Below are 18,625 nucleotides of genomic sequence, written 5' to 3'. Positions count from 1 at the left end.
TGTTTATCAGTAATACCAACGTTTATCGACAAACCGGTTGTTACGTGGGATTAAGCCGCTGGTTGCTGGCCAGCACTCTCGCAGCCGTGAGTGAGCCAAATATGGGTTCAGCCGTGGAAGTTCCCTTAGTGGTGTTTAGGCCACTTAGGGAACTGGCGTCTTTGAGACGTGGGCTATCGGCTCAAAGCGAGGCCGATACCGCCTCTCAGGCTCGGTCCGGTCCGCCCACCGCGATCCAACCCATATTTGGCGAACGGTAAGGCGACCGCTTTCCGCTATGAAATTGCAAACGACTAATATTAACGCCATGAATTGCGCAATGACCACAGCTTTAGTCGATCTCTATCTTTCAACCTTTAGCGGCTAATCAAAAATGACTGATTCCATCGGCAGAATCAGCCATTCAGAGACAGTTACTTTCTACAGATAAGGGGTTGAAGCTGTCATGCAAGTGCCTAGCTAGTCGCGACGGTTCTGGGAAGTGACCACCGCGGCTAACCATGGCTTCATTATGCCTAATCCTCCGCCTGGAAAAAAGTAGTCAAAAATAAAACCTTTCTGAGAAAGTGTCAGAAAGGTCATTTCTATAAGTGAGTCAATAATTAGGCCACCGTGATCTGCATCCGGCCGTGCCGCTTGGAATAATAGAGATTCCGGTCGACCCGATTGTAGAAGTCCATGGGCGCCTTATCATCCGTGGTAATCGCGGAAACCCCTACGGAAACCGACAGCCGAATCACGTCATCGCCGGATTGAATTTCCAAGTGGTTAATGGCCGTGAAGATCTGGTCGACAATGGTCTTGGTCGCCGCAACGTCATACCCCGGGAAGAGCAGGTTGAACTCCTCACCACCCGTGCGGTAGAACTTGACGTGCGGGTCATTTTCGGCCACCACCGTTTGCACGGTCGCCGCGACCTCCCGCAAAACCGTATCGCCGACGGAATGGCCGTAGGTGTCGTTGACGGCTTTGAAATGATCGATGTCAAACATCATCATGGACAGCGCTCGCCCCTCCCGACTGCTCTGCTGGAACAACCGCTCGATGTCCTCGGTATAGGCGGCAAAATTACCGGTTTTGGTCAACGCATCGTGGCTGGCAAACTTCGCTAATTGTAGTCGGAGCTCCGCGTCGTTCGTCAGCATCGTCACGTAGATGTAGAGCAAGATTTCAAAGATGATGAGGTACAGCCACTCCTCGCCAAACGTGAACCACGAGAAGTTGAACTTTAATTTCATCCAGAACCACAACAGGCCCCCGAACGGAATCACCGTTAAGAAATAGAAGACGATGGGGCGCCGGAATCCTTCCGACCTCGTGTGTGCAAGATTCAAAAGGACGAAGAATATCATTAGGGTAATGGCGTGCGCCCACGATTGCCAATACCCCAACGACCCGTCAAAGACCATGTAGACGAGGACGATTGGAAACAGCAAAAAGTAAGAAATTCGAACATTTAGGAAATACGCACAGAACGTAATGGCAATCAACTCAAAGTTCATAAACTCCCAGGCGTTGGTCTGCCCAACAATTAAGGACTGTATCCCAAAAACGAAAACTATCATATAGGCCAGGCCATACCAAGTGTTAATGGTATCATCGGCCACCTTAATCTGATGCGTATGGGTCCAGGAAATAATCCAATTATAGGAAACCCAGTAGAGCGTCAACACGCCCAGAACGAAGAATACACTGGTAGTAAATGGCGGCACTTGCCAATGAGACCATGTCATGAATAAACCCTCTTCTTTAGACTCGTAATGACCCGCAACTTTTGACAAAACAACTTTTTCCTGCGTGAATTGGCCCGCTAAAAATTCGCGGGCCAGGTTCTAGTTTAACGATTTAGACCAATTATCTGGGAAAGATTTCACACCAGATTAACTAGTATAAAAATATCATAAGACCATTACATCTGAAAAAGAATAACCAAATCACCAGAAGTGCTGAATTATGTAAACATTTTTAATGTAACGTTTACTTCCGCTATTAACTGTTCTTCGTATCATGAGCCCCAATCCGCCCATAGTGCCGATCGTTCCCACTGAAGCCAACACAAAATGTTCAGAAATTTCACGTGTCGCGCGTGACTGAAGGTCGCTAGTCGCTACAGTCCAGCCGAATGGTAACGGTTGTCCGGTAGAATCGGGCCGAAACTTTCTCCTCCTAGATGACCCGCCATGAACGTCAAAAAACGGGATTGTCCCGATAAAATCATCGGATCAATCTCGTTTTTTCACTGTGCTTGGTGCCAGTCGACAACGACTACCTGGGCGATCATCCCATCGGAAAACCGAAATCTGAGGGGAAGTTCTCGGTCGATTGGGTGTCCTGTCAACGCACAATCGTCAGGTATGGCGGCGAGCACGACTTAGATGAACACACGTTGACTAGGGGCGTGAGTCCGTCAGTTGTTTGGCGCTTCACCAACCATGCGCAGAGGATGGCTAACTTGAAGGGAAATTAGCCACAGCGCTTGCTTCCCTGTCCCGATGGCTCATAAACCCGATCGATAGTCGTTGTCGACTGGCACCAAGTCCTCTATTCTACTGTCCACTGATTGGCGACCAGCCAATGGTTTAGTGCCGCCGCCAAGCCCCGTAACCCAAGTAACTCAAGGCCAGGAGCAATATGGCGCCCAACCCACGACCCCAATTGGCCGAATGCTCGTTGGTCTGTGGGAGCGACTGCGACTGGCGCGTCCAAATATTTCGACTGTATGGTAGAGACACCGTCACACCGCGCCGCTGATCACGAGTAGCCGTCTCCATCGGTTCCTGCGTGAACGGATTGGTCGCCGTTTCGGTAGAATCTGACGTGTCCGGAGTGTCCGAATGGCCAGGGGCCGTTGGGCGTTCCGGGGTGGTCGATTCACCCGCGTCGCCGGGCGCTTCCGGTTGATCGGGATTGTTCGGGTCCACCGGATCGACTGGGTCTTCTGGATCGACCGGCTTTTCTGGATCAATTGGTTTCTCCGGAGCCACCGGTTTTTCGGGGTCGACTGGCTTCCCCGATTCCGTTGGCGCGTAGACCACGGTAAACGTGAGGTCCGATGCATCACTGAAGACGGATTGCGCCGATACCCGCGTCAAATCGCCGTCCGCCGCACTATTGGCGATAACCTGATAACCCGGAACCTGTGGATGGGCGACGGCCGCAAACGTCGCTTCCGCCCCGGCAGTCCAAGATACATCCGCTTGATCAACTGGCACCCCGTCAGCATTCAACTGCGGCGCCGCTTGGTCGCCCGACGCGTAAAAAATCTTGGTCTCGTGGGTCGTTGGGTCCGTGACGGTCACAAACGTTACGGCATGGTCCTGAAAGGTCGGCGCCACCTGATTTCCCTGCTCATCAACGTAATGAATCGTCTCATGAATCACACGTTGGCTGACCTGATAGGCCGGTGCGTAGATGTAAACCACCGTCCCGTTGTCCCCACTTTGTGTCAGTTCCCCAGATGGCGCCAAACTCTTATGGCCACTTACCTCACCGCTGTCGTCCATCCTGACAAACCGATACCCCGGAATATCGAGCTGTTTCGTACTATAGCTTCCCCCTACGACCGCGCCATCGGGATAGTCCACGACCGCGCTGCCAATCCGATGACCCGTCAAATCAACATAAGCCACGTTCACCGTCGCCGCCTGCTGATAATCAAAGCTGGTCAGCTTAAATTGCTGCAAGTTCTTCGCCGCCCCAGTCGAGGCACTCACAATCATGGCTAACGCTTCGTCCGATGCCGGCACGACGCGTTGCCACGTCAACGTCGACTGTGCATCTTGCTGGTAGGTGATGGTCAGAACCCGCGTATCGCCGGCATAATTCGCCTCGAAATCGTGAAACTGACCATCTAGGTCGCTGGCCGCCAAATTCTGGACGGAAGACTTGTCCGTTTCAGCCCACCAGCGGTCCACAAAGCGATGGTCGGCCATTTCAACATCCTTCAGCGAGGTGGTGACAAACCCACCGAACCACTTGCCAGCGGGATCTGCCGCCCAGCCAAACCCGTTCGAATCCGTGGGATCAATCTGCGCGCCCGGCAAGCTACTGTCTGGTCTGACCGCATCATTGTGCCACGTGTCGAGCTTAAAGCCCAGCGCCGCAATCAATCCACCGATTCCCAGATTACCGCCCGCATTACCCACGTCGGTGACGTTGCCATTATGAAAGGCAAAGCCAATGCCGTCGGCGCCACCGGGATCGCTGCCCAAGTTGACCTGACCGCGCAGCGTAAAGCTGTTCTGCATCGCGATTTTACTCTTCAACGAGAAGTTACCGACCTGGTTGGTTTTATCCGGCGTCAGCGTCACAATCCCACTTTGTTCATCGTAGGTGGCCGACCCGTTTAAGCCAAAGTAGTCGAGAAAATTCTGCGGCGTCACGTGAATCCGACTGGCCGCGCGCGTCTTTTTCGGTGTCACCGTCACGGTTCGTTCAGCCGGCGTCGACCGCTTGGCTTGGACGGTACGTTTGACCGCCGTCACCACGTTTTGCCGGACAGTCATCTCGGGCTGTCTCGGTGCAACCTTATCCGTTGGTGCCGGCGTCTGCCGACGATACTCGGTAGCCGGCGATTGTGGATCTGTAGCCGGCGGCGTTGTATCCGTCGCTTGCTCGGTCGTTGAATGGCTTGCTTCTATCTGACTGCCATCATCACCCACGACCACTTCGTCCGCTGGCGCAGTCGTTGCCGGACTCACCTCAATTTCATCGCGAGTTGCGGCTGGCTCGTCGTTTGCAGACATAGCCATATCCGGTACCACTGTCGTTGTTAGGTTGTCCGCATGACCACTGATCGCATTTAAGCTCAGCCCTAACAAAACCGTTCCCGAAAATAATCCAATCTGTCGATAAATCTGTCGACGTTGCATGAATAAATCCCCCCAACCAAACTTGCTAACCCACGTACACTGTGTGGAATGGTTCTGAGTATACCGGGTCACAGGGGGATTAAACGCCGATTTGTATTCAAATTTTTAAAGTTACCCACAAAAATACAAGGTCGGTTTTCCATCGATCACGCCACCTCGAGTGGCCATGAATTGATTAATCCACCTGACTATTTTGTTGACGATATTCCAAGGGGGTGACCCCAATCTCGCGTTTGAACCGTTTCGAAAAATCCGCCGCATCATAAAAATTCAGATCCCGAGCAATTTGACGAATTGGGATCGTGTCCATCAGCAAGATTCGCTGGGCTTCGCGGATCTTCTTCGCATTGATGTAATCTCGAATTGACATGCCCATCTCTGTGTTAAACCCGCGCTGAACCCCGGTCGGATTACATCGCCGATTGACGTGGGTCAAGACCTGCCGCACCGTCAATTTATCTCGCAAATGGGCATTGACGTAGTAAATAACGTCCAGCGTCGATTCCAGGTGATTGGCAAAGGATAAGGCGTTTTTCTGCGCTAATTTTCCAAAGTCCTGAACAATCCGCTTCATCCACGGAATATACTTTTCCGTGGTCACCGGCAATGCGGCCAGTTGTTGATGATATTGCGTCCGCAGCTGAACGAACGCTAGGATATCCGCATGATTTTGAATTCCTTCGAACGATAAAATATCGACCAACGCATGGAGCTGGGCGACCTTCTCATCGGGGGTCAGCTGGCCGAGTAATGCCCGCGACCGGGCCAGGTTTTCCTCCACAAATTTCAACCCTTCCGTCAACCGACCGGCACGGTAAAAGCGAATGAAATCTCGTTCCACGTAACCGATTAAAATCAGTGCTTTGGCGGTCTGATCGTGCGCTAGATAGGACTGCAACGAGTCTAAATAGTGCGTGTACTGTAAATCTTGTGCCACAAGCTATTCCTCCCAAAAATAGTTAATTGCAAAAGCATGGAGCTATCCTAACAAAAAAGTTGGGGGAAAGCTACGGAAATACATAGCGCTTAACCACACCTCAGAATCTGAGCAATCCGCATATTCGGTAAAATATTCAGGTGTTCGGTCGCATCCTTCAATCGGATGGATGCGGTTATTTAGGGGTGTTTCGCGGACTCACCCATTCTTTAGGCCAATCAGTCGACCAAACGATACGACCAGTTTATCGTTTATTGATGACGGTAAAAACTTTTTGCCGGGGTGGTGATTACTACAAACGGCCTACATATTTTCACGTTTACCCGTCTTAAACGTCAACTAGCATAAAAAAAGACCGGTCTCTTAGTTGCGGCCGGTCTACATTTCCAGTTTAAAAGTTCTCCTTACCAGCTCAAATCGCGGCTAACCGTGATCCTCCGCGGGTTGATCCTTTTCGGCTTGCACCTCTTCGAGCGTTGGAAATTGCCGTTCGGTCACGTCGATACAGTACGACCGCGTTGGCGAGTCACTGACTTCAATCCGCAGGAGTACGGCGTTATTCTGCCGAAGAATCCCGTCAATTTCGTTGAATAGATACTCCGTCACGTTTTCCACCGTCGGATTAATCACCTTGAATTCCGGCAGATCGTTCAGATACTTCCCCGACAACTCGTCAATCGCCTTATTCAGTGATTTTTCAATATCAAAGAAGGACACCATCCCCTCGAACACGTGGAGTTCACACACGATTTCCCAGGTGTGGTTGTGCTTCTTGCCCGTCCCAGACTTCCACCGAACGGCGTGACTGGCATTGACGTATGACTTAATCTTGTAAGTTCGTTGCTTCTTCATTCGTATTTTCCTTTCTCACTGCTACCAACGATTATCCCTTAAACTTGGCGAGTTCCGCCAACATGGCCGACCGCCGCGGATAATCCGTCCGCCACTGCCGGATGAGCTTTTGGGCCGTGTTCAGTCCCAGCGGATAGGCGGTCATCTGATTCAAGACCCGAACAATCTGACGATAGTGCTGGCGTGTCCCCGTGTGACTGGCCATCTGCTCGGCCACGGCTACGTACTTTTCCAACAATTGGTGGGAAAACTTGGGCTTCAGCAACTGCTCGTAGGCCTGGACTTCACCCAATCCGGGGGATTTTAAAACGACTTGTAACAACTGACGTAGCAACCCTTCCTCGGCGTACAGCGGTGCTACTTCGGCCGATTGCGGTAACACTTCAAATAAGTGTTGCCGTTGTGCCGGCCATTCGGTGGTCGCGTACAGTTGCTTGAGTTCCCGAAAATCCTGCAAATTGGCTGGATCGTAGACCGTCACCAACTGCCACAACTCCTGCTGATAATCGGCTGACCGTCCCAATCGGTGATAGAGATCCTTGAGCTGTCGACTATAGCGACTGACTAATCCCGCACGGTGGTCGCCTTGGGCCTGGTGCTTGCCCGCAGTCAACTGCTGCAGAGCGGTCGAATAATCCTGCCGTTTCAAGCAATAGTCAATGTATGCTTGCCGTACTGCCGCGTAGGCCGCATTAGCCGTACAAAACTGGTCTAACTCCGCACGATCCAGTCCTAAGTCAATCATGGTCTGGACGTGACGGGTTGCCCATTTCTCGGCATCCCACTGGTTGGCCTGCTGTTCGGCCTGTTGCTGGCGCGCCTGGGTCCACATCATTTTTGCTCGCATGAATTCCGGGGCCGTGAAATGGGTAAAAATCAAGTCCGTCACCGATTCCTCAAAGGCCATTAGCGATGCGTTGGCATGCCGCTGTAACCAGCTAAAGATTTCGCGCTGTAAGGGCAGGTGGGCTTGCTGAATCATCCGTTCCCAGATATCGCGGCATTCCTGATCCAGCCGCATCATCTCCCCGTTGGAATCGTCAATCTCGATGTTGGCGAGAATGACCACCGTGGCCGCCAACTGCTTAAAGGCCACCGCTAATTGCTGCTGGTCATCGGTCAACCGGATATTGGTTTGAATAAAGTCGGTCATCTCTGCTTCAAAATCCCCGGCCACATCGTAGCCAATGAAGTCGTCGTCCATATACGCCTCACAAATGGTGCGAACCGCGTCCCGATAACCCCCCAGATTGTCCTGAATCATCCGTGGCGCCACCAACCACTCAAACTGCGCGGCCAACCGCGTATCTTGCTGTAGGACCTGGGTCAAGAACTCCCGCACTTGTTGATCCGAAGCCCGCGCCATCAGGTCTGCTACGGTTAGAACCGGACTGCCTGGCTGGTCTGACTGATCAGCGTCATCGAATGCCCAGAACAGCACGGCAGCCATGTGCTTACAGTGCTTGCCATCGGCGGCATAGGGGCAATCGCACGCGGCATCTACGACCGCATCGTCCGCCAAGGTAATCGTGACGTGATAGCGCTGCGTCCCCTGAACGATTGCCTGGATTTTGTCGGGCGACTTCTGCCCGTTAATCACCAAACCCTGCCGATAGTAATCGTAGCCGCGATCCAAAATCTGTGACCGAAATGGTGCTTCCCAATCCATCCGTTAACCGCCTCCCGATGCACTTTGACTTCACTATACCAAATCCCTTCGGTAAAATAAAATGGTCTGGCACAACCGCTACAATCCGCGCTTTATCTTCTCGGCACGATGGGTGTAAACTAGACTTAGTCGGCGATCTAGTTGACTAAATTTGATCGGCCGGTCCCCGTTAGCTCAGCCAATCCCAAGCTAGCGCGGAACTGGACCGATTCATCGGGGAGCGTTTACATGAAAAAATGGTTAATCGGGTCATTGGTGTTGACGGGAGGCGTCGCCGGCTTGCTGGGGGTCTCGGCAACGACGGCCGCTGCGAGCTCATCACCCTACCTGCCGGAACACGTCCGCTACGTTCGTTTGAAAAAGAACATGGACGTCGGCTTTTCGCAAAAATCGGGGAACCACTATCGCAAGTTACTGAAGAAAAAGGGCGCCTTACTGGAAGTCACGGGACGGGGCGGCACGACCATCAAGGGGAAATTCGTCGAAACCGGGGGCTTCACCTCGGGCGCCGTCCACTACAACCGGCTAAAGAAATTACACTACGCCGCCATGGATCCCATGAAGACCATGACGATTCCCATCACCAAGGCCAACTTCAAACCGGTCAAGCTCAAGGCGCCGATCCGCACCTTGCTCTTTCAGCAGGGCACCGGCTTTAAGGTTGCTTCCAAGGAGGAAACGCTGGTCACCACTCCGGCCTTTTACCTCACGCTGGATAACTATCTGCAATACTACAGCGCCAAGGATATCGCGAAGTACGCACCGAGTGGCCTCTATAAGTCCGTGACCGGCCGCAACGTTTGGAAACCAACCGCTTCCGTCAAGGTCCACAAAGTCACCGTTAAGGGTAAGACCACCACGATCGACTACACTAAGCCACTCAAGGGCTTACCTAACCGCAAGCTCAGCAAGGGCCACTACCGCCTAAAGATTGTGCACAACACCAAGCAACATCACCAGGTCTTCTTCCCAGACGGCTATACCGAAGATGCCACCTGGACCACCTATAAGGTTAATGGTAAAAACTACTATGTCGGCGAATCCATTGAGATCAAGGACTATCTCGATGAGTAGCCTCCTCTAAAATCAAGTCGCGACCTGTCTTTGGCAGACCGCGGCTTTTTTTGCAAAAAAATGGGGCATCCCCCACTCATCGGACCGGCGACACTAGCCACAATGAGGCCCTTTCATAAATTTAATACTAAAGAGGTGCCCCTGATCTTTACACAATCTACACTGACGCTTTACATTCACTTAGTATCCTAAGGACGTACCCAATTAAGAGGAGGAGTTACCTTATGAATAAACGCGTTAGTACCTTAGTGACCGCTCTATTGTTGACCACCACCCTCGGTTGGCAACAACCCCTGTCCACTCTCACGGCATCTGCTAAATCCACGACGACGCAGACGACCAAACACAAGGCCAAGAAGGCCAAGTCAACGTCGACGCATATCAAGTTACAGGGGGCTTCTAACGCCCGCGACTTGGGCGGCTACGTCAACAGCAAGGGGCAAAAGATTAAGGCGCACCGTTTAATCCGTTCCAACAGTCTCTCCACCCTGTCCAAGTCCGACCAAAAGAAGCTGGTCAAGACCTATCACGTGGCAACCGATGTCGATCTGCGGACCGTCATCGAACAACAGAAGAGCCCCGATGTGAAGATGAAGGGCGTCAAATTAGTCAAAGCTAACGTCTTTAAATCCTTCGGTGCCTTCCCCGACTTTTCCAAGAAGGGCGCAGCCGATAAGATGATGAAGAAATCCTATCATGATGCCATCACCACGGCCCAGGGACGTAAGGCGTACAAGTCATTGTTCCATCAATTATTGAAGAATCCGAAGAACAAGGCCGTCCTCTGGCACTGTTCCGCCGGTAAGGACCGCGCCGGAATGGGCACCGTCTTAGTTCTGTCCGCTCTCAACTTTAACAAGAAGGCCATTGCCCAAGACTACCTGAAATCAAATACTTACTTAAAACAAACCAACAAGCAAAACTTGAAGCATCAAGAAGCCGGTTGGAAAGCGCAAGGCAAGACGTTAACACCAACCGTAGTCGCCAACTTCAAGGCCCAAAATGGCGTCAAGATGGCCTACTTAAACACCATGTACAAGGCCGTGAACACGAAGTACGGCAACATGGATAACTTCTTACACAAGGGTCTCGGCTTAACGAACACCCAATTGAAACAACTGCGGGCCAACTACCTGACAGCAGCAAAATAGAAGACAGCAACGTTTACTGACAACACCAAAATCGCGTGACGAATCATCAATGAACTTGACGATCCGCCACGCGATTTTTCGCCGCTAGCGCTAATTAGTCGGCCGGCTGAACCCGTGAGCGACTAATGATATTAAATTCTTCTTGACTCGGTTGCCACTTTTTCTCTAGTGGTGGCAAGGCCTTATCGAACTGTTCGACGGCCGCCATATCCACGGCCATCGCCGGACTTTCCCGGTAGACCCAGTGATGGGACGCCAGACATTTAGGCGTCAGCTCCTTAACCAGCATGGCTGTCGGATACTGATCGCCGGGTAACGAAACGTTGACGTCCGCACAGCACCGAAAACCGCGGGCCACGTAGTTGGCAGGCATCCCAAAGATGACCACGGTGTCCTCGCCCATCTCGCGTGCTATCTTAAAGGACGTTTGAATCAACAGCTTTCCATAGCCGCGCCGTTGGTAGCCCGGCCGCACGCTGAGGGGGCCGAACGTCAGGATAGGCTTGACATGCCCGGACTCATCGGTTAACGTTGCCCGCGTATACATGATGTTACCGACGATTTGCCCATCTAGCGTGATCACGAGGTCCAAGTCCTTGATGAAGTCAGCGTGTCCTCGCAAACGATGCGCCAAGTAATGTTCCACGCAACCGGGCGCATACAAATTCCAAAACGCCGCGCGCGTCAGGTCTTCCACAATTGGCCAGTCGGCCGGTTGCTCCTGCCGAACGATTAGTTGTTTGTCAGTCACTGAATCAGTTGTTTCTAAATTAATCATGATTTCCCTCCGAGGTCAAAATTTCACCGTCTGGGAGGCCTGTGTGTGGTGTTCAATCGGTCAAACCTCCCGATTATGCGACACTTCCACTTTCCGCAATCATAGGCATTTTCTCCTAAAATTTATTTGGCGCTCTCGCCTTGCCAGTAGCTTACCAAAGACCCGCCGAGCCTGTCAACGCCTAGGACGTCAATCTTTTCCCAGCCAGATTCAGGCCTGCCCCCGCAAATACAGCGTCGGTAAGTCTGTCAAAAATTGGTGACGAACGGCATCGGTCGTCGTGTTGGCTTCACCCAGATGAATCCACTGCGACTTTTGCGGGTCAATCCCGATGTCGGCGAAAGTTCGGTCAATCAGATTCCGCTGGATAGGATCGCCCGAATGCGTTTGAAAGTAGGATTTCGAATACGTCGCGGTCGTGATAACCGTGGCCTTGTGAATGTAGGTCAACAGGCCGCGCCAGGTTGGCGTCTCCTCATAGGCAAAGCCCTTCAGCATGACCTTGTCGAAGAATCCTTTCAGTTCGGCCGGTAGCTGGTGCCACCAGATTGGCGTGATAAAGAGTAGTTCATCGGACTGGCGAATCAGTCGCTGATAGTCCTTGACTAATTGGTAAGGCGTCTCGCCCCGACTGAACAATCGCAGCTCTTCCTTAGAGTAGCGTGGGTCGAACCCATCTCGGTAGAGGTCGATCACCTGATAGGCCTGTTGGGTTGCCGTAAAATAAGTCGTCATTCGCTCCAAAATGGCATGGTTGAGACTGCCCTCATAGGGATGGGCGTAAATAATGGTTTTCATCGCGCGGTTCCTCCTTCAAGTGATTGCTCACAGTCTATGCTACAATGAATGGACAAACAAGTACGCAAATTAAGGTGCGGTACTCACCCAAAGGAGAGTGTCATGGCTGATATTGATTACATCAAAGAAAATCGACTGGAAGAAACTGGCTTTGCCTACACGCTACGGCTAATTGGTGGCAAATACAAGATGCAGCTGCTCTATGCGCTGGACCTCAACCACGGACCCCTACGGTACAATGCACTCAAACGACTGCTGGTGCCAATCTCATTTAAAACCCTGACCAACACGCTCCGAGAACTGGAAGCCGATGGTCTCATTCATCGCAAGGAATATCCGCAGATCCCGCCCAAGGTGGAGTATCGCCTCACGCCACTGGGCGAATCGCTCATCCCCGTGATGGAAGACCTCTGCAACTGGGGCGAGGCCCATCAGAAATCCTAAGGCACAACAAAAAGGGGCCCCTCTCTCAGATAAGAGAAACGGCCCCTTCAACAATCATCACGTTTCATGCCCAGCACATCCACTTCCGTTACGCTCAGCACCGCATCGCCGGAACGTAACTTTTTGGTGAAATCATAGAAGATTCGTTTCGGTCATCACCGGTCTATTGAACCCGGTACTTCGGTCCACGCTTCTGAATGTCAATCTGGACGCCCACGGGCTTAACTCGCTTGCACCAATTCCGGTGATCGCGGCGTTTCTTGAAAAGACTCCAGATTAACAAACAGAATGAAACAACCCCGTAGATTAAAAAGAAGAAAACAATCATCACGACAAAATCCATAAAGCTTCCCTGTAAAAATTGATTAACAACTTCCATCATCGTGATCCCCCCAAAAAAAGGCTTGACTTGACCTTCACTTAACCATACCAATTGACCCCCATCAATGAATACGGTGTAAATAAATCGAATCCGGTTCGGCATCGGCGTCTAGGGTCTCTTTCGCGTTTGCCAGCTTAAGAATCCCCACGTATAGCCGTTGGTTGCGACAAACCGGCTGCCGGATCAGCTCTTGATTATCTCCCCGATCAAAAGCCACCACGGCATACTTATCCTTCTGAGCGCCTTGAACATCTTCATTCACACACCAAATACGATTGACAGAAGGCAGCGTCTTGAACGGTTTTACAATCCGTTCTATATTACGTATAAATCCTTCTCCCTTGAACGTTGTGCTCAACACAACGGTTTTCCCCCTCACGATTACCCCTCCCAACTAGAGCTTAACTTACCTTACGCGTTTAAATTAACACATCCTTGCCGATTTAGGGAAAGAAACACCACCGATTAACTTTTATCGTTTACAATCTAAATTAATTATCCGATTCGGTCTAGTCGTTCAGTCACGCCCGCACTATCAGCAGGCCACTCAAAACACCGACTTCAAAAACGCAACACCAAGACCCACACAAAAATGACGAGCACCGCAACTTACGGTACTCGTCATTTTTAATTTCATCGCGAAAACGACCGACTAACGGCCGTGAGTTAACACAATCCGCTGGCGAATATAGGTCCCCTGTTCGATAATATCTAGCATGCCAACCGCGTAATCCGCATAGCTAATGTAGTGGTCCGCATCGGTTGCCGCATGAAATTCCTCGCCACCGACCTGGTAGTCGCCGGTGCACTCGCCCGCGGCATCATAGTTCAGCGCCGGTGTCACGTAGGTCCAACGCAGGCCCGAGTAAGACCGCAGACGCGTCAGGCTATCCGCCAATGCCGTGGCTCGCGGCAACCATTCCGAAGGATAGTCGGCGCGGTCCTTTAGCATCTGCGTGTGCTCGGCGTTGATGAATAACGTCCCCGCACCGCCGACCTTCAGATACCGCGTCTGCGTTCCCGTCAGCAGGTGCGCCATCCACGAAATACCCGCGGCGTGCACGGGGAAAGTCGCCGGCGTCCACGCACTAATCGCATCGACAACGGCGTCCACGCCAACCAGGTCAGCTTGCGACAAGTCGCGAATATCCTTGATTAGCAGTTGAACCTGCCCCAGGTCGACGTCATCGTGTTGCCGATGGGCGATGGCTAACACCGTATGCTCGCGACGTTGGGCCTCCTTAATCACGGCTTGTCCCGTTCTTCCAAGCGCCCCAATCACAGCAATTTTCATTTTTACCCCCCACCTTCCTTACTCGCGTGGCCGCACCTGAATCGTGGCGCCCGTCGGTTCTGCAGAAATCATTCTAGCCAGCGAGGCATCGCCCGGATACTTCTGCTGGTAGGCCGCCGTAATGGTCGCCAGCAGCTGTGGGTCGGTCACGGGTTCAAACTCGGCCTCGAAGCGCCGATCTGCCAACTGAATTTCTCCGATTCGCTGGTTGACCGCCGCCTGATACCACTTGGTCTTTTTCCCATTCCAACCGCGAGAATAGACCCGGCCATCAACCACCACTTCCCAGATGGGCGAGACTTCTTCGAACGTTTTAAAATCTGGATTATAAGGTTCCATCGTTAACGTCGGAACCGACTTAAACAAAGTGAGTTGCTCATTAGACCATTGCATCATCATACCTCCAAAAACCAGTTTTTTGTTAATCCCCAACTTAGACCATTGGTGCTTCCCACGATCCCTTGGTATCCACGTGCGTAGCCGCCGCTAAGGTTTCTAATTTCTGGATATCATCGGCACTCAGGTTCAGGCTCGCCGCCTTGGCCTCACTGGCAATGTACTTGGACTTGGTCACCCCGATAATTGGCGTGGCACCCTTAGCTAGGACATAGGCCGTTGCGACCTCGGCCGGCGTGGCTTGATACTTCTCTCCGACCTGTTGCAGGCCCGCGGTCAAGGCCTCAACCTGCGGCAAAACGGGGTTGTACACGCTGGCACGCAGACTACCGGCCGGCAAAGGATTGGCCGCATTGTACCGCCCAGACAATAATCCCTGTTCGAGGACCATGTAGGCAAAGAAAGTGATGTTGTGGTCGCGGCAGTAGTCGAGAATCCCCGCCTCTTCCGACGACCGATACAGCAAGCTAAAGTGATTTTGCACGGCGGAAATCTGAATTCCAGCCGGTTCTAGAATCTCATTGACCCGCTTAATTTGCGACAGGTTATGGTTGGAAACGCCCACGCGCTTGACCCGACCGCTCTTCACCAGTGGAATTAAGGCCGGCGTCCACTTTTCAACGTCCGCGGGATTGTGAATCCAGTAAATATCAATGTAGTCGGTCCCCAAGCGTTGTAGGCTCTCCGTCAGCATTTGCTCGACTTCATCATCACCATCGCCGGCCATTTGCGGCGTGAATTTCGTCGAGAGTTGATAACTATCACGGGGATAACGACGTAATACCTCACCCAGTAATGATTCGGACTTCCCGGCACCGTAGGCAAAGGCGGTGTCCCATAAATTAAGCCCGGCTGCCATGGCCGCGTCCGCAACCGGTTGTAAGTCTTGGGCCGTGAACTGTTCCCCAAAGACTTGGCCATCGCTGGTGTCGCCCCAAGCCCAGGTTCCTAAAGCAATCTGTGGATTCTTCATCATTTAGTAACTCCTTTTCAAGTTGTTTTAATCTGTAGCGGTAAAGCCTCACCGCCACTTCTACGAGCAACGATTGACACTCATCATAGGCGTCATGCACAATGATGTAAAATGCTTAGTTTAAATTCCATGCTATTCATTTATCGTATATGAGAGTTAATGACTTCGTGACCCAAGTTTTACAAGACTTTCTAGTTCTCACCCCTGTGGTTAACATCACGACCGCCGCCAAGGCTTTACACACCACGCCACCCATCGACTTAGAGGCCGAGCTGGACACCCGACTCCTTATTCGGGCCCAGCGACGCGTCACCAATCTTTCAACTTAAAAAGGCTAGATTCCTCACCAGGAATCTAGCCTTTCTTCATCATTCGTGTTTCCCATTCACTAAAGTTCTAGACGGGTTGTTCTCCCTGCTTCAGATGGCCAATCTCCTTTAGACCGGCATTCATCAGCACGAAGATCACGATCCACGCCACCACAATCAACAGAATTAATTTGAGATAGGGACTGCCTAACAGGACGATGTCCCAATCCCATGCCGCGTGCATCGCCACCGCGAGAGCGAAGAAGACTAGGAACCGTCCATCCAGCAATTGACTGAACTTAAACGGCTGGGCCCGTTTGACAATCATCAAGGCCCCACCGGTGATTGCCGCCCAAACCAGGTGTCCCCCGATGGCCGACCATCCCCGCAGAATGGCCACGGCCACCAGTTGACCCTCGGCGTTGTAAATGTAACCCGCCGTTTCAAAAGCCGCAAAGCCTGCGCCCACGGCCGCCCCAATCAGGAGGCCGTCGAGGATGTGCTTGGCATTCAACTGGCTAATGAAATACGTGACGATTAACACTTTCCCTAATTCTTCCACAATTCCGATCGACAGGGAATCCTTCAACGTCAAGACGCCGTAAATCTGGCTATTATCGCTAAAGCTCACGAACTGGTAGAAAAAGAGCGTGACGATCAGCGAAAAGATCCCGCCAATAAAGAAGACCTTCACAATTTCAAAGAGGCTAATATCCTTAAAGGCGTCCGCCTCGAAGAAAAAGACCAATCCCGAGAACGGTACGGCAAAGGCGCCCACCAAGATCAATCCGGCTATCGCGTTTGAATTGTGAAAGGCATCGGCCATATACAAAAGCGCCGCAAACGCAATCAGAAATCCTAAGAGAACACGCGAGAACAACCACGGCTTGGCCCATTCATCGGACACATCGGCCAACGCCGGTGTGGTCGTCTTGGTCCCGGCAATGAAGATTGAATTGGCTTCGTCTTTCGTATGGTGCTTAAAGACCTCGGAGAACAGTGCCGAGAGATTAACTTTGACGGCGCCCTCCTCACCCGTGTACTGATTGAGCTTGGCCGTGGCACTATCGTACAGGCCTTTTACCGGTTGATTAGCCGTCTGACCGGCAACCGGATTGGTCGGCGCTGGAGCCGACGTCGCAGCCGGCGTCGTCACCGGCAGCGGATTCCCACAGCTTGGGCAGAACTTAGCGGTCTCCTTAACTGGTTTCCCACAATGTGAACAATATTTCATACTTAACCCTCACTACTCTAAAATGTCTTGATACAATTTCAGTCCTAAGTCATTCATGGCCGCAATCTGATCGGCTTCCTGACCATCTTGCGAGAGGACCACAGCCACGAATGCACCGTGACGGTTCGCCACAATTTCGGCATCATTTTGGACGCCATAGTCGGCAAACTCGCCGGTCTTGTTGTACACCTTCGCCGTGCTGGGCAGATCCTTAGGCAATTTCGTCCGGTTGGTATTCTTGGCCAAAATATCCAGCATCGCCGTATCCGCCGACTTGGAGACCAACTGGTGATTGTACATCTTCTTCAGGGTCACGCCAAGATCGCGGGCCGAGGTCGTATTGTCCCGACCGTCCTCGATGGCATCGGTATCCATCATCTTCCGCCGTAGCTTGGTATTCGTGGCGCCCATGCTCTTGATTTTATTGTTAATCAGGTCAAAGCCACCCAATTTGTCCATGATAATGTTGGCCGCGGTATTATCGCTACTATCAATCATGTATCCGAGAATTTCACGATAAGTCAGCTTCGTCCCGGACGACATGTTTTGTAGCTCACCAGTGCCACCAACCTTCTCGGCAGACGTCAGGGTGTGCGTCCCATCGAGGTCGAAGACGCCCTCCTTAGCCATGGCATAAGCCGTCACTAGGATAAAGATTTTGATGCTACTGGCCGAGCTTTGGGCCCCATTATTCACCAGCACCGTCTTATTCTGGTCGACCGGCGAGACGTAGGCGGAAGTCGTTCCGCTCAGGCCATTCAGCGCGGTCGTCACCTCGTCTTCAATCTGAAACTGGTCAAACGTCGTCGTGCTTGCGCTAGCGGATTTAGACGTCGCCGCAGAACTGCTGGCCGCCTTCTTCGTGGTCCGACTGGTAGCCGGTTTCGCCGAATGATGGGTATCGCGCGTCAGAAAGTAGGCGCCACCGCCAATCAGGACCAGCAAAATCAGTCCGCTCACGAGCCACTGCCACTTGGGCTTGGGCGTCTGGGGAGTCGACGGCGCGGGAGTCGGTGCGGTCGGTGCCGTTGCGGCAGATGTCGCCGGTGCCGGTCCCGCCGATGGGGTTGCCTCAGTTGCCGCGGTGTCGGCTGGCCCGACCGTTTCCGGGGCTGTCGACGAAGCAGACGCCGAGTCGGCGGTCGGTCGATCCGGCGGTGTCGCCACGGTTTCAGACGTGGCCGGACCGTCACTCGTCGACGCCTTCGTTGGCGTGCGAGCGGCGCTTTGCGGCGTGGCGGTCGTCTTAACTGTTTCCACCGGCTCTGCAGGCTCAATCGCTGCCGAGTCAGCCACGGCGGTCGTGAAGTCATACCCGCAGTTCTCGCAGAAACGATTAGCCTGCGGGTTCAGGGTCTGACAACGGGGGCAGCGCTTTTCAGTGGCCGCCAAACCGGTCCCACAATTTTCACAGAACTTAACGTCATCGGCATTGGCATGGCCACAATTTGGACAAATCTTCAT

The 18,625-nt window shown here is 52.4% G+C and carries 18 protein-coding genes; 4 read left to right on the top strand and 14 right to left on the bottom strand.

Annotated features, from left to right (window positions below; all coding sequences use genetic code 11):
* Positions 1-602: 602 nt before the first annotated feature.
* From V8I28_RS03445 to V8I28_RS03425, 5 genes are all read right to left on the bottom strand, one after another.
* The gene (locus tag V8I28_RS03445) at positions 603-1,733 is read right to left on the bottom strand and encodes a GGDEF domain-containing protein (protein WP_341778726.1); all 1,131 of its coding nucleotides are present in this window, start codon (positions 1,731-1,733) and stop codon (positions 603-605) included.
* Positions 1,734-2,579: 846 nt separating this feature from the next.
* Positions 2,580-4,871, bottom strand: a complete 2,292-nt coding sequence (locus tag V8I28_RS03440) for a lectin-like domain-containing protein (protein WP_341778725.1) — start codon at positions 4,869-4,871, stop codon at positions 2,580-2,582.
* Positions 4,872-5,046: 175 nt separating this feature from the next.
* Positions 5,047-5,808 carry a helix-turn-helix domain-containing protein gene (locus tag V8I28_RS03435; protein ID WP_341778724.1) on the bottom strand — a complete coding sequence of 254 codons (762 nt, stop codon included), beginning with the start codon at positions 5,806-5,808 and terminating at the stop codon, positions 5,047-5,049.
* Positions 5,809-6,231: 423 nt separating this feature from the next.
* Positions 6,232-6,660, bottom strand: coding sequence for a 6-carboxytetrahydropterin synthase (locus V8I28_RS03430; protein ID WP_341778723.1), 429 nt, complete (start codon positions 6,658-6,660; stop codon positions 6,232-6,234).
* Between the two features lie 31 nt (positions 6,661-6,691).
* Positions 6,692-8,329 (bottom strand): SWIM zinc finger family protein, encoded by a 1,638-nt coding sequence (locus tag V8I28_RS03425; protein WP_341778722.1) that lies wholly within the window; start codon positions 8,327-8,329, stop codon positions 6,692-6,694.
* Positions 8,330-8,557: 228 nt separating this feature from the next.
* Here V8I28_RS03425 and V8I28_RS03420 point away from each other — a divergent pair, with 228 nt between their 5' ends.
* On the top strand, positions 8,558-9,403 hold the full coding sequence (locus V8I28_RS03420; protein ID WP_341778721.1) for a hypothetical protein: 846 nt from the start codon (positions 8,558-8,560) through the stop codon (positions 9,401-9,403).
* A 224-nt stretch (positions 9,404-9,627) separates the two neighbouring features.
* Positions 9,628-10,554, top strand: coding sequence for a tyrosine-protein phosphatase (locus V8I28_RS03415; protein ID WP_341778720.1), 927 nt, complete (start codon positions 9,628-9,630; stop codon positions 10,552-10,554).
* 94 nt (positions 10,555-10,648) lie between these two features.
* On the opposite strand, the gene V8I28_RS03410 is transcribed toward V8I28_RS03415, so the two are convergent.
* Both V8I28_RS03410 and V8I28_RS03405 read right to left on the bottom strand, forming a co-directional pair.
* Positions 10,649-11,332, bottom strand: coding sequence for a GNAT family N-acetyltransferase (locus tag V8I28_RS03410; protein WP_341778719.1), 684 nt, complete (start codon positions 11,330-11,332; stop codon positions 10,649-10,651).
* 210 nt (positions 11,333-11,542) lie between these two features.
* On the bottom strand, positions 11,543-12,130 hold the full coding sequence (locus V8I28_RS03405; protein ID WP_341778718.1) for an NAD(P)H-dependent oxidoreductase: 588 nt from the start codon (positions 12,128-12,130) through the stop codon (positions 11,543-11,545).
* Positions 12,131-12,232: 102 nt separating this feature from the next.
* Between V8I28_RS03405 and V8I28_RS03400 the strand changes: the two genes are divergently transcribed.
* The gene (locus V8I28_RS03400) at positions 12,233-12,574 is read left to right on the top strand and encodes a winged helix-turn-helix transcriptional regulator (RefSeq protein ID WP_341778717.1); all 342 of its coding nucleotides are present in this window, start codon (positions 12,233-12,235) and stop codon (positions 12,572-12,574) included.
* 163 nt (positions 12,575-12,737) lie between these two features.
* On the opposite strand, the gene V8I28_RS03395 is transcribed toward V8I28_RS03400, so the two are convergent.
* The 5 genes from V8I28_RS03395 to V8I28_RS03375 form a co-directional block, all read right to left on the bottom strand.
* Entirely contained in the window at positions 12,738-12,956 is a 219-nt protein-coding gene (locus V8I28_RS03395) for a hypothetical protein (RefSeq protein WP_341778716.1), read from the bottom strand.
* 61 nt (positions 12,957-13,017) lie between these two features.
* Positions 13,018-13,317, bottom strand: coding sequence for a hypothetical protein (locus V8I28_RS03390; protein ID WP_341778715.1), 300 nt, complete (start codon positions 13,315-13,317; stop codon positions 13,018-13,020).
* Positions 13,318-13,608: 291 nt separating this feature from the next.
* On the bottom strand, positions 13,609-14,250 hold the full coding sequence (locus V8I28_RS03385) for an NAD(P)-dependent oxidoreductase (RefSeq protein ID WP_341778714.1): 642 nt from the start codon (positions 14,248-14,250) through the stop codon (positions 13,609-13,611).
* Positions 14,251-14,268: 18 nt separating this feature from the next.
* Positions 14,269-14,643, bottom strand: a complete 375-nt coding sequence (locus V8I28_RS03380) for a DUF2255 family protein (RefSeq protein WP_341778713.1) — start codon at positions 14,641-14,643, stop codon at positions 14,269-14,271.
* A gap of 40 nt (positions 14,644-14,683) precedes the next feature.
* Entirely contained in the window at positions 14,684-15,622 is a 939-nt protein-coding gene (locus tag V8I28_RS03375; RefSeq protein ID WP_341778712.1) for an aldo/keto reductase, read from the bottom strand.
* Between the two features lie 146 nt (positions 15,623-15,768).
* On the opposite strand from V8I28_RS03375, the gene V8I28_RS03370 reads away from it, so the two are divergent.
* On the top strand, positions 15,769-15,948 hold the full coding sequence (locus V8I28_RS03370; protein WP_341778711.1) for a helix-turn-helix domain-containing protein: 180 nt from the start codon (positions 15,769-15,771) through the stop codon (positions 15,946-15,948).
* A 67-nt stretch (positions 15,949-16,015) separates the two neighbouring features.
* Here V8I28_RS03370 and V8I28_RS03365 read toward each other — a convergent pair whose 3' ends face one another.
* Together V8I28_RS03365 and V8I28_RS03360 are read right to left on the bottom strand one after the other, a co-directional pair.
* Complete coding sequence (locus V8I28_RS03365; protein ID WP_341778710.1) at positions 16,016-17,161, bottom strand: PrsW family glutamic-type intramembrane protease; 1,146 nt, start codon at positions 17,159-17,161, stop codon at positions 16,016-16,018.
* 12 nt (positions 17,162-17,173) lie between these two features.
* Positions 17,174-18,625 (bottom strand): serine hydrolase, encoded by a 1,452-nt coding sequence (locus tag V8I28_RS03360; protein ID WP_341778709.1) that lies wholly within the window; start codon positions 18,623-18,625, stop codon positions 17,174-17,176.

It is taken from the genome of Levilactobacillus sp. HBUAS70063, assembly GCF_038374745.1.
GTDB lineage: Bacteria > Bacillota > Bacilli > Lactobacillales > Lactobacillaceae > Levilactobacillus.
The sequence above is the reverse complement of the archived record's forward strand: the minus strand, read 5'-3'. Positions and strand labels throughout refer to the sequence as shown.

Bases quoted from the DNA above. Each gene is read 5' to 3' on its own strand.
- V8I28_RS03445 (WP_341778726.1), bottom strand. From the start codon at position 1,733: ATGACATGGTCTCATTGGCAAGTGCCGCCATTTACTACCAGTGTATTC.
- V8I28_RS03440 (WP_341778725.1), bottom strand. From the start codon at position 4,871: ATGCAACGTCGACAGATTTATCGACAGATTGGATTATTTTCGGGAACG.
- V8I28_RS03430 (WP_341778723.1), bottom strand. From the start codon at position 6,660: ATGAAGAAGCAACGAACTTACAAGATTAAGTCATACGTCAATGCCAGT.
- V8I28_RS03425 (WP_341778722.1), bottom strand. From the start codon at position 8,329: ATGGATTGGGAAGCACCATTTCGGTCACAGATTTTGGATCGCGGCTAC.
- V8I28_RS03420 (WP_341778721.1), top strand. From the start codon at position 8,558: ATGAAAAAATGGTTAATCGGGTCATTGGTGTTGACGGGAGGCGTCGCC.
- V8I28_RS03415 (WP_341778720.1), top strand. From the start codon at position 9,628: ATGAATAAACGCGTTAGTACCTTAGTGACCGCTCTATTGTTGACCACC.
- V8I28_RS03410 (WP_341778719.1), bottom strand. From the start codon at position 11,332: ATGATTAATTTAGAAACAACTGATTCAGTGACTGACAAACAACTAATC.
- V8I28_RS03405 (WP_341778718.1), bottom strand. From the start codon at position 12,130: ATGAAAACCATTATTTACGCCCATCCCTATGAGGGCAGTCTCAACCAT.
- V8I28_RS03400 (WP_341778717.1), top strand. From the start codon at position 12,233: ATGGCTGATATTGATTACATCAAAGAAAATCGACTGGAAGAAACTGGC.
- V8I28_RS03395 (WP_341778716.1), bottom strand. From the start codon at position 12,956: ATGATGGAAGTTGTTAATCAATTTTTACAGGGAAGCTTTATGGATTTT.
- V8I28_RS03385 (WP_341778714.1), bottom strand. From the start codon at position 14,250: ATGAAAATTGCTGTGATTGGGGCGCTTGGAAGAACGGGACAAGCCGTG.
- V8I28_RS03380 (WP_341778713.1), bottom strand. From the start codon at position 14,643: ATGCAATGGTCTAATGAGCAACTCACTTTGTTTAAGTCGGTTCCGACG.
- V8I28_RS03375 (WP_341778712.1), bottom strand. From the start codon at position 15,622: ATGATGAAGAATCCACAGATTGCTTTAGGAACCTGGGCTTGGGGCGAC.
- V8I28_RS03370 (WP_341778711.1), top strand. From the start codon at position 15,769: ATGAGAGTTAATGACTTCGTGACCCAAGTTTTACAAGACTTTCTAGTT.
- V8I28_RS03365 (WP_341778710.1), bottom strand. From the start codon at position 17,161: ATGAAATATTGTTCACATTGTGGGAAACCAGTTAAGGAGACCGCTAAG.
- V8I28_RS03360 (WP_341778709.1), bottom strand. From the start codon at position 18,625: ATGAAGATTTGTCCAAATTGTGGCCATGCCAATGCCGATGACGTTAAG.